The following is an 18400-nucleotide window of genomic DNA, read 5'->3' as shown; positions in this document are numbered from 1 at the left end:
ATCTCAAAAAGCGCCTAGCCGGATATTACCGACGTAGGCGCTTTTTTAACTATTGCTTAATTATTTTACCGAGACTTTCATAACTGTACTTTCACTAACGCCTTGATCATTCATCAGTTCTACACGGTATTCATAAACACCCGGAGATCGATTCGTGATCGAAGTAGAAGCCGTTTGGGCATTCGGAGTATTTGCTGTTAAAGTCTGTGTATCGATCAGCACTCCATTCTCATACAAGCGATACATTTTGCCGTTCATCCCCCACCATAGATTCATGGTCACTTTATACTCTCCATCACCATCCCAGTTGTCATTAGATAACACTGGCTTACCTGGTGCAGCATCCTTCACGATAACCACATGAGCAGCAGACACCGTTGTGCCAAAAGAATTGGTCAGCTCAGCCGTATAGGTGTAGGTACCGTTTTCTTTTCCAGTAACACTAGTCACTGCGGTCTGTGCGGTTGGGGAGTCGTCACGTAAGGTTTGCGTGTCTATTAAGGTACCGTTCTCATATAGCTTGTAGATCGTACCATTATTACCCCACCACATGTTCATTGTGATTTGGTAATCACCATCCAAGAGTCCTGTATCCTGCCCATTGTTATTGGATAGAACCGGTTGCCCCGGAATTCCTGTAGCCTTCTGAGGCCCGTTTACGACTATAATTACTTGTTCTGTCGTCGAGAGTCCAGCGTTATTCACAGCTGTTGCGATGAACGTATGTGATCCCGTAAGTCCTGTTAGTGGAATCTCATCACCATAGACAACTTCTTTTCCATCAAAGGTGATATCCAGACTACGAACACCCGATTCAGGATCTTCTGCTACGACCTGTACTTTCAAAACATCCGATTCACTCATTTGAGTAGAAGGTAAACCCGTGATTGCAGGTGGTGTAGTATCTTCTGTTTCCCCCGGTGAACCTACATATTGAATTTTTGGCGCCGCTGGTTGTTCCATGCCTTCGCCAAGAAAAAATCCAGGATGCGGAGGTTGATTATAACCCACGTTCTGCCAAGCCACTCCCAGTCGGTAGATCGGGTCATGCATCAAAGTGCGGATACGATAATCTGTCATATCCGTTGTTGTATAGATTCGTAATTCAGAACTGTCCGTTGCTCGCCAGATCACTTCTTCACGCCAATCCCCGAACAGATCCGCCTGCAAGCTTGGATTCGCCTTGGTGCCATTATTAGAAGAGGCCCCAGTTGCCGTCAACAAATTAGCTGTTGTCTGGTTAGTGTAATCCCACTTATCCACTCGATTAGAATCCAGCAATTCCCGCAAAAGATCGCCATCCCACCAAATGCCGAAATTCGTTGAGGAAGGCAGCTTATTCGTGATTAGCTCTCCCTGTGCACTGTATACGCCTGTAACAGGGATCTGCACTTCATTGGTGATCGTTGCAGCCCATACCTCTTCCCCAGCATAACGCGGGTCAATATCTGCTGACATTCCGCGTCCAGTATCAATTCCTGTGAACACACCCCATATGGTTTCCCCTGTAGCTGCATCACGCATTTCAATACCATACTTGGAATCGGTATGCTCATGTACATCAAAGACCTCCAACCCCGGTCTGGTAGGATCAAGATCTCCGAAATGGATCGCATCCCCATGACCAAGCTTTGTATTATACAGTGGCAATCCATCATCATCGATCGCCATCGCGCCGAAGGTTATTTCGTCCTTGCCGTCACCATCTACATCTCCTACTGAAAGGTTATGGTTTCCTTGCCCTGCGTAATCGCCATACCCTTCTTCATTACTATCAAATCGCCATACCTTCTCTAGCTTACCTCCGCGATAGTTATACGCTGCAAGTACAGTTCTAGTGTAATATCCACGACTGAAAATCACGCTTGGCTGTTCACCATCTAAGTAAGCTACGGCGGCTAAAAAGCGGTCCACCCGATTACCATAGGCATCGCCCCAAGCACCTACGTCACCACGCGGTGGATCATAACTAACCGTATCCACAGCCCGGCCTGTTGCCCCTTCGAACACTGTTAAATACTCATTGCCGAGGAGCACATAACCCGAACTGTTGCGATAGTCTGCACTAGCATCACCGATCACAGTACCTTGACCATCAACCGTACCATCTGCTGTCTTCAGCATAATCTCAGCACGCCCGTCACTGTCCAAATCGTAAACCATGAATGGTGAATAATGCGCGCCCGCACGAATATTAGGCCCTAAATTAATCCGCCATAAACGTGTGCCATCTAGCTTATAAGCATCCATATAGACTAGTCCTGTATAACCTGCCTGAGAGTTATCTTTGCTGTTCGAAGGCGACCATAACATAATGATTTCGTAGACCCCATCACCATCCACATCCCCTACACTTGCATCCCCTGCACTATACGTATAAGGCTGACCGTCTTTGGTGTAATCATCTGCTGGTTTTTGCAAGGGGATAGATAGGTATTGCTTCTGCCATATGCTGAATTCTTCCGAAGCCGCTTTTTCGACTCCATTGATTACTGATGTAATTCTATATTTGGCGTCAGCTGTACCGGAAGTGTCAAGATAGTTCGTGCTATGAGTAATCAACGAATCATTTAGCTTCTCTTCCCCACGATACAGATTGAATCCAATCGATTCTGGATCCAGACCTAACATCCGCCAGCTGATATAAACACCCGCATCTGTCTTAACCGCTACAGGCGCACGATCCAGCGCCTCCATCTTCCGGTATAGTGTTGTCACCGCTGAGGTTTCCAGCGAAGCGGAAAGATCAGAGATACCGCCTGCATTTACCGAGGCAACTTTGTAATAGTAAGGAATTGTACTTAAAATGGTCGTGTCTGTGTATGAAGCTTCGAATGATTTGCCGATTAGAATGAACTCACCATCCGCGGATTTCGCACGATAAATGTTGAACATCCTTGCATCTGATACCTCATTCCACGTAAAGGTCACATCATTTTTGTTCGTAGATTGTACTGCTAGACCACTAGGTACGGCTGCTTTTGCTACAGCTGGATCAATCATAGACACCTTTAAGGCATTAGATGTTACGGATTCCAGTCCCGTGCTGTCCACCGAAGTTACCGTATAGATGTATTCCATACCGATATCCGCAGTGGTATCTGTGTAAAGCGGCTCTGTTGTATCGCCCAGCAGCTCTGAACTATTCGCAACCGTTGCCTGACGATACACTCGGTATTTTAGCGCACCATCCATACCATCCCAAGAAAGATTAGCTGTGATAGGCTCATTGTTTAAGTCCAGACTACCCAGTTTCAGATTCGTTGGGGCTAATAATAGCGGTGTGATTTCCAGTCCATTGAGATGAGCCGTTGTGCCACTAAAAACAAGATTCATCTGACCGTCTTTGACAGCGATCTGGTTATACAGCTTCTCAGCAATATTTTCCTTACCTGAAGAGACTGTTCCATAATCTTTGCCTTCAATCGCTACATTCGTCTTGGTAGAACCAATCCAATCTCCGGTATAGGTCTTAACGGAATAATAACCATTCGGTAAATCAACTTTAAATTCATACGAGCCTCCAAAATAGATCACGAAATCTCTACGAAGGGCATCAGTTGCACTACCGCGATCTCGATCACTCATACCTTCACTTGAGGACAAGCCATAACCACGTTCTGTTGTATAAAGTACATTACGATTCACTTCCGTATAACCGGCGGCAACGGGTGAGCCAACAGGTCCAAAATCATAACGATATTGAGCGGACTTCGTAGTCAGCTTAACTTCATCTGAAGGCTCAGACTCTCCTAACCCATTTACTGCAGTCACTCGAACGGAGTAGCTGTTACCTTCCGCCATTCCGCTTAATGTTAAAGTTGGAACAGTGGCAGTTCCCGCCAATGCGTAAGCAGTTTCAGCTTCTGACGCTAGCTTACTATAGATTTTATAAATATCAGCACCCTCTACTTTATCCCATTTCAGTACTGCACCTGCATTATTGATACTTCCCGCCACAAGACCTTTTGGCTTGGCAGGCACTGTTTCTGGCTGCTTAATGTCCTGTACAAAGCTGGAAAGCGGAATGTTTAATTGCTCTATTCCTTTGGCCAGCAGACGAGCCATTTGAATCGCTCCGTACTCTTGAAAGTGAGTATCGTCTGCCGACCCATTCGGGAAAGCACCATATATCCCTGCATCGAGGTGAAGGAATACAGAGCGTGTAGCTGCAAAACCGATCGAATTGTAATAAGCGACACTTAGCGCGCTAAGATCAACCAATTCCATATGCAGCTCATTGGCTACCTCTTTCATCGCCTGCACATATTCAGGGAAACTCACATTAAATTTTTCCGTGGCAGCATTATAATCTCTGCGGCCCATCGGGGTCACCAGAATCGGAGTCGCTCCTCTTTGTCTGGCACCCTCGACATACGTTTTTAAATAATTTTTGTAATCTGCTGGAGAGGCATACCGATCAGGAACACTGATCGTTGCGTCATTGTGGCCAAATTGGATAAGGAAATAATCACCTGGCTGTATCTTTCGCAGTACTTCATCCAGCCGCCCCTCTACAATAAATGACTTAGAGCTGCGGCCTCCGATAGCGTGATTCTTAAACGTTACTTCCTCACTAAAGAAATCAGGAATCATTTGTCCCCAGCCAGCCTGTGGTATCCAGTAAGGATCGTAAGTCTGCACAGTGGAATCACCCGCAATATAAACTGTAGGCAATTCATTAGCAGGACGATCTGGCTGCTTAGTAATCACCAGTGCATTGATATTAGGCTTCATGCCAGAGAACACCAAGTTCATTTGTCCATCCACCAAAGCGATGTCAAAGCTCATTTCCAAATACTGACCAGCTGTTTTACTTGTCTGCTGAACTTTTTGAATGGATTCTACTTTGATGCCAATGTCCGTGTCTCCGACGCTATCTCCAGCGATAAGTGACACAGTATAGTCACCATTCGGTAAATCTACATTAAAGGTAGTATCCTTAGGGACTACCAAATCCGATCGCAAAGGATCAGTGGTTCCCCGGTCTACACCAGTTACCTTTGATATATCCGTAAATCCATATTTAACCGCAGAGGAATAAGATACCCCTGCATCGACCTTAAGATAACCTTCCGCCGCAGCACCTGGGCCAAAATCAAAGGAATATACATTTCCTTCTGGCAATGTTACAGGTGGCGTGTATACCATACTTTCAACTTTGTTAGATAACTGGGATTCTCCTTGGGCATTAGCAGCTTTTACCCCATAATATTGGCGTTTAGAGGTATCCACTGCTACATCCGTAAATGTCGCCGTCTCCGACTGGCCAATCTCCTGGAAGGATCCATCTGCTGAATCAGACCTTAAGATTGTATAACGGGTAGCTCCCGCCACGTTGTTCCAACTTAGCTGAACAGAACTCGCACCCACGCTGACAATCGAAAGGCCCGTTGGTACTGCCGGAACCTCTGCCCCCGGAATTTCATCTACCGTCACAGGTGCACTCAAAGCAGACTCCTCACCGCTGCCTTTAACAGCAGACACATTATAAATGTAGCCACTGCCTTCATTTACGTCTGAATCCACGTAGTTGTTCGCAGCAACTTGATCTATCGATTGAATGGTCCCGCTAGGAAGCTCTGTCCGATATATATTGTAATAGACTGCTTCTGTCACGCTGCTCCACCCGAGGGAGACCGCAGTGGGCGAGAGATTCGTAACCGCTAAGCCCTCGGGAGCCTGCAGTGGACCCGGCACGATTTGCTGAATCATAAGTCCATTTAAATACCCGCCAACCCCTGTACCCGTGATGCCAACGGTTAGTTGACCGTCTTGGACAGTCGTGCGGTAAGTGGCTTGATTTACAGCCTGCTTGCTGCTTATTGAACCCGCCGTAACACCTTCTAAGGTAATCGTAGTTTTAGTTGTACTTGTGCCTGCCAATAAATCTCCTGAGAATACAGTCACATCGTAATCCCCATTAGGAAGATCCACTAGAAAGGCGTAGGACAATCCCAGTACAAAATCATTAGTCAGTTCATCTCCGCCCGAGCGATTTCTTGAGGCAACCGCCTGATCTAAACCATATCCTAGCTCCTTCGTATACAACTTTGATTCATGCACAGCTGTATAACCACTCATTACAGGACTTGTTGCCGTTCCAAAATCATATCGCAAAGTTATTGGACCTGAATCCGCACTGGCTGGTTGCACTCCAAATGTTGTAGAGGGAACTAGAGATGAACAAATGAAGACCCACGACAATAACACAATAAGTATTTTATTCCCCATTTTATTTCTCTTCATCTTCCGTGCTTCACCCGCTTTCTTATGATTGAAAGAACTTAGTACGCATCTGGCCCTTTTGTAGTAAACGCTTACAATAAGCTTCATTGTCATTCGTTCTTCAAATATAAGTTCACTTCGTGCGCGTATCCCCTCCTCCTTGCTCAGACACTTTTCTGGATAATTATTTCCAGATGCACTCATATCCAACACGATACTACCACCTAAGTTTCACTATGAACATTTAAAAAACAGAGTTTATCATACACTAAACCGTTCAATTCACTCGCCTCTAGTTATAAAATCCTACGATTTTGTGACAAGCTGGGACATAAAACCCAGAATACACCTATACATTTTTAATTTCATATGAGTAAAATCATTTCAAAAAACAGCAAAAAGACCTCCTTGGTTTCCCAAGAAGGTCTTTGAGTTATGGTTAAATCTTACCGTTTAAGCTCCCACCTGGAGCAAATAATCGTTCGATATGCTTTTGAACCGCTGGATCCGGAATTAATGGTGGCGCTTGATGAGGTTTTACACGCGCATCAATAATCACGTTATCACATGACCAATGCTTATACTCCGTTGAACTGTTCACGCCATATATATCATGAGAAGGATTGCTGCGTGTGAACGTCGCCCATAGGAAATTCTCAATTCTATCACTTAAGAACTCGCTATCATCACACACAATAATCATCGGACAAGATGGGAGTGCTCCCTGTACTTGAATCGCTTCGCTAAGCTTGTTCATTTCCTGCGCTGCTTCAGCGTAAGTAGTGAATTTAGAGCCTTGAAGCGCCACGAGACCCGGCATCACCATCTTTGCATGTCCAAATCCCTGTAGTTCTTCAAGTATGTCAGGAACCTCTGTACATAGCTCTCTTTTCTTCTCCCCAACCGCAGCGAAAATCACCTTACTTCCGCTGTTTAGTCCTGTACCAGAATAATCAAGGGTATCAATCGTTGTATTCGTATAGAAATGAATATCTCTGCGAAGATTAATTCGCTCTAAAATATACGTCAAGAAATCCTCAACATCATGTGTGCTGATAGGTTGTTTCTCTTCGGCTGTAATAAACAAGAATTTAGCTAAACTAAGCTGACCTGTGCCTAATATCCGATTCGCGATCGTAAGAATCTCCGCTGGCTGCTTCACTTGTTGATAAGGTGTATAACGTTCACTGCCAATCGCAAACAAAAGGGGATGAACACCTGCAGCATCTACTGCATGAACTTCTTTGACACCCGGGATTTCTTGTCGGATAGCTCCGCCCGTCAACTCGTGAATTAACTCACCAAAAGCGGTATCCTCTTGTGGGGGTCTGCCGACAACCGTAAATGGAAAGATTGCATTCTTTTTAGCGTACACTTTATGTACTTTCATAACTGGAAAAGGATGCACCAAGCTATAATAGCCTAAATGATCGCCAAATGGCCCTTCTGGCTTCGTCTCACCAGGATGAATTTCCCCTGTGATCACAAAGTCCGCATCATTGCTGATACAATATCCATCTACATAGCTGTAGCTAAAATGACGTCCCGAAAGTAAACCGGCAACGATCATCTCACTCATACCCTCTGGCAATGGCATTACAGCCGATAACGTATGCGCAGGAGGTCCGCCGATAAAACAGCTCACTTTAAGCGGCTCTCCTTTTCGATTAGCTCTCTCTTGATGCACGCCGATACCCCGATGAATTTGATAATGAATGCCAACCTCTTTGTTGAGCTCATAATCATTACCATTCAACTGCACACGGTACATCCCCAGATTGGAGTTCATAATGCCTGGCTTGTCTGGATCTTCAGAATACACTTGCGGCAATGTGACAAAAGCGCCACCATCCTCTGGCCAATGTGTGATCAGCGGAAGATCAGAAATACTGATTTCCTGAAAACCACTTGGTAAACCCCCTGGCTTTTTGATAGGCAATGCTTTTCTCGCAGATAGTCCTGTCCCTACATATTTAAAAGGATTCTTAAGTGCCTTCATAGGATCGTTACGAAGTGCAATTACGTTATGTGTGGAGTTCCAAGTACGCCGAAAAATAAACTTACTGCGCTCTAGCGTTCCAAAAAGGTTAGATACGGCACGAAATTTCGAGCCTTTTACATTTTCAAATAATAATGCAGGGCCACCAGCTTCATAAACCTTCAAGTGAATCGCGGCCATCTCCAGATAAGGGTCCACTTCTTCACGAATACGAACCAAATGTCCATGTTTCTCTAAATCATTAACACACTCTTCTAAATTGCTATATTTCATTTCATTACTCCGATCTCTAGAAGGTTATTACAAGATTTCTTGGATGCTTTAATTATACCCTGTAACTTTTTAAAATAAAGCGAACCCTATGTAATAGAACATCCCGCCGTTATCTTGTATTCTCAGGTTTGGGTTCATCTCGCAAAATATTTCTGGCAGGAATCCCTACTGCTGAAGCATTATCCGGCACATCCTTAACCACAACAGACATAGCTCCGATATTAACATCGTTCCCCAGCGTAACCGGGCCTAGTATCTTAGAACCTACTCCGATAAATGCTCTATCACCAATCACGGGTTCCCCTAAGTTATTTCTCCCCCCAATGGTCACTTGGTGAAAAATAGTAGCGTTGTTGCCAATCACCGCTTTAGGACTAATGATAATGCCATTTAACCCATGAGGTAAATGAAGTGCATCACCAATTTGAGCCTCTGCATGAAGCTCTCCACTTGCAACAATTCGAACAAATAGCACATCCATTATTCGATATAGGAGCCACAAAGGTTTGCGGATCAGGCCACTTTTCACCCGATAATACACCCAATTTCCAAAACGATAAGTAAACAAAGCCATAATCGTTTGTGGATTTTTTAGATTTGCCTTCCAGTCCGTTTTGAATAATTTCATCATTGTATCATCCTCCTATTGGGGCAAGATATGAACTATATTCTCGTGAAATGAAAGCATTAGTGTGGCAAGCATAAACGCCTTCGGCGTCCTTACAAGGACGGTAAGCGTTTAAGCGAGAAATAGAAGGATGATGTATAGCGTGAAACTTATACTTTCTTATATTTTGAAAAAATATTCTGGGAGGATCGCAGGATGGAGAGTCATTCGGGTGATTGTGCTTTCACCAGTGTATGTTAGATTCAGAGATTCATCAAGAAGTGGACAGTTCTCCCTATATAAACATCAACCGATTACAAGCCTTCCTAAACAACAACACGCGCCGAAGTATTATCGGCGCGCGCTGAATGCTATCTTTTCTATTAAATAAGATCCAGAACAATCACGTTCACAGAATGGGCAGCTAGATTTACAATTGCAGTGTCTTTATCAAACCTGATTTCCGTTTCAACTGGAGTAACCTTCTCATCATTTTTTCTGTTCACATTAGGTGTGTGAACTAGCGAAGCATCGCCCGTTAAAGTAATCCATTTACCGGTAGTAGCTACGTTTAAGCCTTTTAGATCAAGCTTCGTTGCTTTCTCTACACGATCCGCGTTCACAAGCTTCACATAGAGATGCTTATCATCTTTAGTAACGGAATTGTATACTTCTCTGTTATACGCTTCGAGCTTATAATCAAGCACTTTGCTTGTTGTCTTGCCATCTGTGTAAGAGCAAATCAAATGCTTGCCATCTGCTCCACCATAATTAACAGTGATGGTATATTCCGTATGATCCGCTAGTTCTTCATAGCAACTAGCTCTTAGGTTACCCGCTGCTGTACTAGAAGAATAATCGCCGAGTGTATAAGCTTCAATCCCTTGCTTGTACACCTTGACTCCTGTGGCATCGCCATTATAGCCAATCGCATATTCGATAGCATCTTTATTTTCCGGTGAAATGTCTGTCAGACCTGCACCTACATAGAAGCCATCTTCGCCGGAAGCTTTTTCAAGAACGACCTCTACTTTATAATTAGTCCACGCGTCATTGAGAATATACAATCCATTCAGCCCGCTGTTCTGTGCCTTCAAGACTAGACCTTTGGAAGGATCAATCGTATATCCGGCAGAACCAGGAATGACTTTCCAAGCTTCATGCAGCGGCTGTGTAAAATCTTGCTCTAGCATAACGCTGCCATCCGTATTCGAAGTAACCTTCACCCGCTTCACAACTACAGATGATTTCCCGGCAGCCACTTCAATTCCTCCGTGAGGAATGAGGTCTACCTTTTCCCCGTTGCGATATGTCGAGAACGATGTGCCAACCACTTTGGTGCCGAGATATTTAGCATACAACTGTTGAACATAGTAGTTCGGCGTGTACCATACAGTTTCATCATCGAACCAAATGCAATCTGGTGTCCATCTGTAGGTGCCATCTGTTAATACCTTATTGAACAAAGGTGCCGTTGCAGCTAGTCTAATCACATCAGAGTTATTCTCAAAGCTGGACATAATCGCCGCTTCAGCAATCGCTCCTGCCAATGTATTTTTATCTGTCGAAGCATATTCACCCACAAAAACCTTCGAAGTTTCAGCCTCGTCTAAGCTGCCGTCTTCTTTATAAGCTCTGTAATAGTAATTGTAGCGATCCGCATTCTCTAACAAATACTCGTTGGAACGGTAGTAATGCTCGTCCGCAATCGTATCCATGTAGTTTTTTTGTTTCTCATACCAGGTAACCGTCTCTTCAATACTCGATGTCCCATCCGTGAAGCTGATCTGTTCCGAGCCCTGTAGATTTCCGCTTAGGAATTTCCAGCCTTGTTGATAGGCATCATCATCTGCTTGTGCTCCAACCGTAGAAAGAATGGTCAGTTCATGATCAGGGTAGTTTTTCACCATATATTCGTCAATCGTTGTTTTAAAATACTCGAAGTTGGCAAAAAACTCTGTTCCCCAGTTTTCATTCCCCACGCCCAAGTAACGCAGGTCAAACGCTGCTTCATGGCCCATCTTTTTACGCAAAGCGGCCCACTCGTTATTGTCAAAATCCATGCTAATCGCGAAATCAATCAGATCCGTAAAGTTCTTCACATAATAATCTCTTAACGCACCGCCAGCTGGATTCGCATAATCCGAACGAGCTTGACAGAGTACGCCGCAGGCCATAACCGGAAGTGGTGTTGCATTCAAATCTTCGGCTAATTGAAAATACTCCATATATCCAAGACCCATGGTCATCATGTAGCCCCATACATTATAGTTCTCTTTGCGAAGTTCGATATCGTTGACGGACTCTTTCCAATCGTACACATTCTCCCAAATGTGAGAGCCTTCAGAAATACAGCCCCCCGGGAAACGCAAGAATGTAGGATGAAGATCGACGAGTGCATTCACTAAGTCTTTTCGCAATCTATAGTTGGAATTTCCTTTATAGTTAGCATGAGCTGTAGCAGAGCGTTCTTCTTCCCCAGCGCCCCAAACATCTTCTGGCATTAAGGAGACCATATCAATGGAAATCTCACCGTTAAAGGTTAAAGCTAGCTGACCGAGTACAGTTTCAGATCCTGTTAATACTAGCTTAGACTCTACACCATACTTCTTCCAGTTACCGTCACCGTACAACTCAACTACCGTTGTATCGCTAATGGCTTTACCATCTTTGTCGAGCAATTGCAGGGTGATTGTTCCCGCTGCCTCAGCCTTCGCCCAAATCGTGAAGTTATACTTAGCATCCTTCTTAATAAACATTGAGCAGTGCTGATTGGAATCCGCAAAGCCTCTATTATTGATCGTCGCGCCATCTGCCACTGTCACATAATGCGCATTCATATCTTTATCTTCGATTCCGAAGAAATCATTTAATCCGCCTGTATGATGAACCGTCATTTTGTCCGTGTCACCGGACCATGCATGAAGAGGTGTATAATTTCTTCCTGTTGAAGTCCCGTGCACACCACATACATGCGAATAGCTGTCAAAAGCAAACGACTCAAAGGAACGATTCTGCACTAGCTCTGCATAAATTCCACCATCTGCCGCATTATTAATATCTTCATAGAATAGGCCATATAGAACTTCGCTAACATCCAAAATCTCATGGTTTCCATCGATCGTTAAGGTGTAGGGTGGCAAACCTTCTGGGAGCACAGACACGGTGAAGCTCTTCTCTACTGTACTGTCACCTTTTTTCAAAACTGCTGTAAGCGTTACACCTTTAGCAGAATGGACGGTTTTATTTACAACTCCCGCATTAGAAATAATTGCTGAGTCACTGGATACCCAGGACACGTCAACTTTTCCACCCATGAGCGAAGCTGGTAATTCGATATCTTTGGTGATGATTGAACTAGTGAAGGTTAAATATTTATCTTTTGCGAGCTTAACGATCTCTTCATCTGTCAAAGACTCACACATAATCTCAATCACTTCGTCCTGCGTTAATCCCGCTTTATATACACGGAAGTCCGAAAGAGAGCCGCCAAAATCTACATCTGCAGCGTACTGGGACTTGCCGATCGTATTGTTACTATAATTCACTTGATCCTCAAATGTAGCAAACCACGTGCGTAGCTTAGCATATGTACCGCTAGAAGTCTGACTTATCATTCCATCCGCAACGATCTCACCATTGACATACATCACAGGTCCTGCACTGCTTAGTGTTCCACCTTTTGTTCCTGTGACCGCAAAGGCAACGTGCACCCATTCACCAGCAGCAAAGGATTTACCGGGATCTGCGACTAAATCTTCCCCCGCAAAACAAGTCCCCCGGAAATTACGCGTTAAAAAAATATAGGGTCCTGTCTCGCCTTTGCCGAAATCGAACAGTCTTTCCCATAAACTCCCGCCAGTACTTACATGCATCCAAGTCGAGACAGTAAGGCCAGCTTGGTCGCTGACCTCTTTAAGCAGATCATCTGGCAAAGAAATATAGGATGTGCCATGTTCTCCACCCGCTATTGAAACAGCACTTCTACCCGCTACAGTCTGTATGGATGGCAGCTTAGTCCCTGAAGCGGTTCCATCGTTCCCATTCCCTGAGTAATCTTGACCCACATGATCGGGGTTATCAAACTTATAATGCGCTATCAAATTACCATTAATAGATTTATTACTGTTGTCATTATTCATAGAAGATCACCTGTCATCTTTTGTATTAGAAATCATAAAAGCCTAACCAATCTACTGATTACTACGACAAAACCGCCCCATCCGTGAATCATTTAACCTTTATACGAAACATAATAACACACTTTATAATCAATTAATATATTAACTAATTAATATTTGTGTGAAATAAAAGAAAACTTTTTTTATAATCAAAGATTACCAAATCGTACTTTTTATTCATGATAAAATGAATTTGAATGCACGAAGGAGAGATGAAATATGAATAACCATGTAGGTTATGAAACAACAAAACGCGATTTATTTACAATTGAATGTAAAGATATCCTGTTACGAGAGTTTAGAGTGGAGGATTTAGACGAGTTTCACGCACTTACCACGCAGCCTGAAATCATAGAATTTCTGCCCGACTGGAATGTCCCTAAAGAACAACGGCTAGATTGGTTAATAAACTATGAAATGAAAGAAAACCAACAGTTTCTACAAGCGGTCTCAGCGGATGGAAATATCGGGGAGCTTCGTCTTCGTTTAGGCATTATTTTAAAAGAGACGAATGAGTTTATCGGTTGGTGCTGTACAGGAATGAAGGATGAATTACCCGCTCCGAACAGAGAAATCATGTATGCCATATCCAAGGATCATCGCGGCAAAGGGTATACCACACAAGCTGCCGAGGGGTTAATTAAGTATTTGTTTGAGCACACTTCTACCGATGTATTAAACGCTATTGCTCTGGTACACAATACGCCCTCAAATAGAGTCATACAAAAATGTGACTTCGACTTAATGAATGAAATTACGATTGAAAATGAAAGCTATAATTATTACCAGCTTTCTAAGCGGTAATGGCAATAGAAGGCTTAATGAATGCTGGCACACTTTTGATAGATTACAGCACAAGCAAAAACCTCTGCATGGGAAATGGAGATACGATCCATTTACCTAAACAGAGGTTTTTTTGAGCTGATTCATGATTGCTGCTTCATACGAAGCATTTGCGCTAGAAGCTGTTCCACATCTTTTTCCGGGAATGCCGTCATTAGCGTGTCTTTAAAGGTTTCTTGTGCACGGATGAGCTTGGCCTCACCAATGGAGGTTAGGGAGGTATAAATACTTCTGCGATCACTGTCGCATGCTTTTCTCTCTAAAGCTCCGCAGCCCTTGGCTTCAAACCGGCTAACTAAACGTGAAACGGCACTTTGGCTTAAACCAACCATGGATTCAAGTTTCTGCAATTTCAGTTTTTTCTCTGGGGCTTCCGACAAGAATAATAACAAGTAGAACTCTTTTAAAGATAATCCATGATTCGCTTGCAAATTAACTTCTAATTCATTCGTCACATTCATTTGTATATGCGTTAACGTCAACCAATTCGCGATAAGGTCATTGTTAAGAATTTTGTCCATCTATCTCTTCATCTCCTGAGCGTATGACTATTCATGAATTTTTTCTTCTATATAATAGTACTACACTCCCCATCCATTGTGCCAAGCTTAATCCAAAAAAGAGAAAAGACCGTTTCTCCAAGAAGTCGGTCTTTCCAAATGATTCCATTTAATTCGTTAGTCCTTAGCCTTTAATTCTAGGAAATCCAAAGGCATACTGCCGAGGAATACTAGGGTCTTGCTGAAGCTCAACCCCAGCCTCCAGCGTCCAATATGGATTTCTCAGCATCCCCCGACCAACCGCAACAAGATCTGCTTCCTCATTCCCAATGACTGCATTAGCAAGAGCAGGTTCATCCAATCTGCCTACAGCAATCACCGGTACATTCAAACCATATTTGATCTCTCTTGCCAAAGGAACTTGATACGCCGCATGTGTTCCTGGCTTGCCAGCAGCCGCGATAGGACCTTCACCACCTGCACTGATATGGAAAATATCTGCGCCAGCTTCTTTATAAGCTTTACTAAATGCCAAGCTTTCTTTAATGCCGTATCCGCCCTCTACATATTCTTGAGCTGAGATACGCATGATCAATGGCATTCCTTCAGGCATTTCACTTTTCGCTGCACGAATGATTTCAGTACCAAACAAGGTCAAATCTTGGCCATATTCATCTGTTCTTTGATTTGTTAATGGTGAATGGAACTGATGAATAAGGTAACCGTGCGCACCATGAAGCTCGATAACATCAAACCCCGCTTGAATCGCACGCTTCACGCCTAACCGGAATTTTTCAACCATACCCTTCACTTCTTCAGTCGTTAAGGCACGTGGTGTTTTGGAGTCAGCATCAAATGGAACGGCAGAAGAGGATACAGGAACTGCTGCATCTTCAGCCTTACGCCCAGCATGAGCAATTTGAATACCTACTTTTGCCCCATAAGCATGACAAGCATCAACAATTCTAGCCAATGCAGGTATTTGCTCATCGGACCAAATGCCAAGGTCAAAATCAGTAATTCGGCCATCAGGCTCTACATCGGTCATTTCAATAATAATTAATCCTGTTCCTCCAATGGCGCGGCTTACGTAATGATTATAATGCCAATCGGTAGCAATTCCGTCCTTGTTAGTCACTGAATACTGACACATTGGAGGCATAACCACGCGGTTCTTCAATTTCAAATCCTTCATTTCATAAGGGGTAAACAAGTTCTTCATGATATCTCTCCTCTTTATAAAAAACTAAATTTATTATGAACATTAAAAACATGTTTTAGCAGAAATTAATTAATGTATGCTCATGCATGTATATTATTATAGAATAACTAAGGTGTCAACCATGAATGTCTCCTGCGGTTTAATAACTCCATGTATTGTTGAAATCTTAGCCCCAAGGTAATATATGGGTATCTATTTTCTTAGAAAGGATGAACTCACAAGTGGACAAAAAGCTTTTACAATCACATAGTATCTTTCCTACCCTGAATATTGAGCGCACCGCTGCTTATTACAATCAGTACTTAGGCTTTCAAGTTGTGCCCTATTTAGATACGGAAGAACCGCATGTTTGCCTCTATCGTGATGATACAGAAATTATCCTTACTCAATCCCAAGGACAAAGGGTTATTCCTAATCGAGAATTGTATGGCTATGGTTACGATGCCTATTTTATTACGAAACAGCAAGAGCAGCTGGAGAAAGAATTCGAAGCGGCTGGTGTTAACATTGTCCGAGCATTAGCCAACACCGACTATAATAACAAGGAATTTGTTATTGAAGATGTTGATGGGCGCTGGATTGCTTTTGGGATTAAAGGATAAAAAAAACGGCCCTCGGCCGTTTTTCTTATTTTTAAAAGAGTCCAAATATCTTCTTACAGCTATTTTTACGGGAAGGATTCAGAACATCGGTGACCCCAATCTTATTTAACTTATTAAGAAGTTCTTCCTCGCCATGCTTAACTTTATAATCTAACTCTTCTCCATAAAGCGGAATTAAAGTATAGAAGTGCACAACTTTCTCACTGTTCATTTCCAAATTAAAAAATCCAGCTGTATCTTCAACATCTGGCACCCACACAAACATCCCTTGAAATCCTGTATCCTCACTATAAGGCTTTACTGGATTACCGTTTACTAGCGTATGCCCCATATAGAGCCAAGTATTATATTCATGTGGAAACCTAGCCGTTGTTTTTAGCGCACGTACAGGCCAATAATTTCTTTCGTCCTTAAAAGCCTCATCAGACAGCTTCCATGTAGGAGGAAGGCAAATCATTAATTCAGTAAATTGATATTCTTCTGCACCATCTGGAACCTGCATCGCAAATTCACTCATTCCTGATGTAATTAAAGTATAGTAATTCCGCTCAGGCGTCGGGTTAACAATTAGAATATCAATGGACAGAACATCTGAAATAACCTCTTTAAAAACATTATCAATAACCCCTATGTATTGTTCAATATGATTACATATTATCTGATGAGACTGAGCTGAATGCATTTATAATCCCCTCCCTTATATATGTTTATCGGTATAAACGAAGTGGATTTATTACTAGATTACAGAATTTCATCTCCACTGCCATTGATCACACAGAAATCACTATGATTATAACTAATGAATGTAGAATAAGCATTACCCTGATTCAATAGATGCTCCTGAAAAAAATTAGCGACAAGCTCATTTATCTGATTATGAATCCCACAAGTTCTATGATATAAAGTCTCGTCCTCCTCAAAAAGAGGCATATCACTAAAGGACATATGCGTTGCCTTTCGTATTTTCAAAAAAGACTTATATCCATTCCAATTCCGGAAAAGCTTCTCTTGTCCTTTGATGAAATCATTTGCTATTTTTTCCTGTAAAATAATGCTTAAGGATTCTAAAGTAGAAGCTTTTTGCCTTATTACAAGCAGGGGTACGGTATTCTTCACTTCATTCTCAATATATAAATGCATACTTGCATCTAATAAAACTGCGGCTTTAATTCTATCATCTTCCATAGTTAAATCTAATGCAGTAGCACCACCGATTGAATGTCCAACAATTCCAACCTTGTCCATATCCAAACTTTCCATTCTTGAATTCAGATTGGATAGGTGATCTAATACATACTTTATATCCTTTTTTCGAATAGAAATTAAGTGATGTAATTCGCTATAATCTGTAGCCTGTATAGTCCTCATGACCTCTGATTGATTCATAAATTCTCCACTTGGACTAACTGTAAACATGGCTTCATAAGCAGCACTGACGGTTACCACTATAAATTCTCGCTTTACCAGCGCTTGTATATTGTAAATATACATATCTCTATCTAAGCCTAGTGCAGGAGAGTAGATAATGACAGGATAGGATCGTTTAGATTTTTGTTGCAATGCTCCCTCGCTGATTGAGGTAGATAATCCATCTATGATATCCATATTCATTCCAATATCTTCTAGAATTTCTCTTGCATGTTGTTCACAGGGCCGGAAAAGATCCATATATTTCATTTCAGATTCGTTGTTATCGAGCAAACCATCCTTATCCGGATAATAAATACTTATCACGATTTTTCTGGGCTCTGACTCTTCTTGGAACGTACCCTTGCGCGTGTAATCCGTTAATACTTCAACTTTTCGAAAAACTCCCATGGTTCCACTCCATTCTTCCTCGTTCACTATATTTTAATTTATTTTCCTATTTATTGAAATGAATTCTCCATAATGTCCATACTAATGTCGATTGCTATGAATGGAATCAAGTTGAATGAACGGTTAT

General features: G+C 42.6%; 10 protein-coding genes. 2 read left to right on the top strand and 8 right to left on the bottom strand.

The window, feature by feature from the left end; all coding sequences use genetic code 11:
* Positions 1 to 60: 60 nt before the first annotated feature.
* The 4 genes from NST34_RS09325 to NST34_RS09310 form a co-directional block, all read right to left on the bottom strand.
* Entirely contained in the window at positions 61 to 6249 is a 6189-nt protein-coding gene (locus NST34_RS09325) for a rhamnogalacturonan lyase family protein (RefSeq protein ID WP_341127611.1), read from the bottom strand.
* 418 nt (positions 6250 to 6667) lie between these two features.
* Entirely contained in the window at positions 6668 to 8500 is a 1833-nt protein-coding gene (locus NST34_RS09320; protein ID WP_341127610.1) for a UbiD family decarboxylase, read from the bottom strand.
* A gap of 109 nt (positions 8501 to 8609) precedes the next feature.
* Positions 8610 to 9131 carry a serine O-acetyltransferase gene (locus tag NST34_RS09315; protein WP_042186629.1) on the bottom strand — a complete coding sequence of 174 codons (522 nt, stop codon included), beginning with the start codon at positions 9129 to 9131 and terminating at the stop codon, positions 8610 to 8612.
* A 359-nt stretch (positions 9132 to 9490) separates the two neighbouring features.
* Positions 9491 to 13249: an alpha-L-arabinofuranosidase C-terminal domain-containing protein gene (locus tag NST34_RS09310; RefSeq protein WP_341127609.1), complete on the bottom strand. Its 3759-nt coding sequence runs from the start codon at positions 13247 to 13249 to the stop codon at positions 9491 to 9493.
* 258 nt (positions 13250 to 13507) lie between these two features.
* Between NST34_RS09310 and NST34_RS09305 the strand changes: the two genes are divergently transcribed.
* A complete protein-coding gene (locus tag NST34_RS09305; RefSeq protein ID WP_076300816.1) occupies positions 13508 to 14092 on the top strand; it encodes a GNAT family N-acetyltransferase in 585 nt (194 codons plus the stop codon).
* A 122-nt stretch (positions 14093 to 14214) separates the two neighbouring features.
* On the opposite strand, the gene NST34_RS09300 is transcribed toward NST34_RS09305, so the two are convergent.
* A complete protein-coding gene (locus NST34_RS09300; protein WP_081383065.1) occupies positions 14215 to 14652 on the bottom strand; it encodes a MarR family winged helix-turn-helix transcriptional regulator in 438 nt (145 codons plus the stop codon).
* A gap of 163 nt (positions 14653 to 14815) precedes the next feature.
* Complete coding sequence (locus tag NST34_RS09295) at positions 14816 to 15853, bottom strand: NADH:flavin oxidoreductase/NADH oxidase (RefSeq protein WP_042186618.1); 1038 nt, start codon at positions 15851 to 15853, stop codon at positions 14816 to 14818.
* A gap of 221 nt (positions 15854 to 16074) precedes the next feature.
* Between NST34_RS09295 and NST34_RS09290 the strand changes: the two genes are divergently transcribed.
* A complete protein-coding gene (locus tag NST34_RS09290; RefSeq protein ID WP_042186616.1) occupies positions 16075 to 16455 on the top strand; it encodes a VOC family protein in 381 nt (126 codons plus the stop codon).
* A gap of 31 nt (positions 16456 to 16486) precedes the next feature.
* Here NST34_RS09290 and NST34_RS09285 read toward each other — a convergent pair whose 3' ends face one another.
* Together NST34_RS09285 and NST34_RS09280 are read right to left on the bottom strand one after the other, a co-directional pair.
* Entirely contained in the window at positions 16487 to 17137 is a 651-nt protein-coding gene (locus NST34_RS09285) for a suppressor of fused domain protein (protein ID WP_076300815.1), read from the bottom strand.
* 59 nt (positions 17138 to 17196) lie between these two features.
* Positions 17197 to 18300: an alpha/beta hydrolase family protein gene (locus NST34_RS09280; RefSeq protein WP_341127608.1), complete on the bottom strand. Its 1104-nt coding sequence runs from the start codon at positions 18298 to 18300 to the stop codon at positions 17197 to 17199.
* Between the last annotated feature and the right edge of the window lie 100 nt (positions 18301 to 18400).

The organism is Paenibacillus sp. FSL H7-0714 (assembly GCF_038003765.1).
GTDB lineage: Bacteria > Bacillota > Bacilli > Paenibacillales > Paenibacillaceae > Paenibacillus_AQ.
The sequence above is the reverse complement of the archived record's forward strand: the minus strand, read 5'-3'. Positions and strand labels throughout refer to the sequence as shown.

Coding starts and splice junctions, on each gene's coding strand:
- NST34_RS09315 (WP_042186629.1), bottom strand. CDS start 9,131: ATGATGAAATTATTCAAAACGGACTGGAAGGCAAATCTAAAAAATCCA.
- NST34_RS09325 (WP_341127611.1), bottom strand. CDS start 6,249: ATGAAGAGAAATAAAATGGGGAATAAAATACTTATTGTGTTATTGTCG.
- NST34_RS09305 (WP_076300816.1), top strand. CDS start 13,508: ATGAATAACCATGTAGGTTATGAAACAACAAAACGCGATTTATTTACA.
- NST34_RS09285 (WP_076300815.1), bottom strand. CDS start 17,137: ATGCATTCAGCTCAGTCTCATCAGATAATATGTAATCATATTGAACAA.
- NST34_RS09310 (WP_341127609.1), bottom strand. CDS start 13,249: ATGAATAATGACAACAGTAATAAATCTATTAATGGTAATTTGATAGCG.
- NST34_RS09300 (WP_081383065.1), bottom strand. CDS start 14,652: ATGGACAAAATTCTTAACAATGACCTTATCGCGAATTGGTTGACGTTA.
- NST34_RS09295 (WP_042186618.1), bottom strand. CDS start 15,853: ATGAAGAACTTGTTTACCCCTTATGAAATGAAGGATTTGAAATTGAAG.
- NST34_RS09320 (WP_341127610.1), bottom strand. CDS start 8,500: ATGAAATATAGCAATTTAGAAGAGTGTGTTAATGATTTAGAGAAACAT.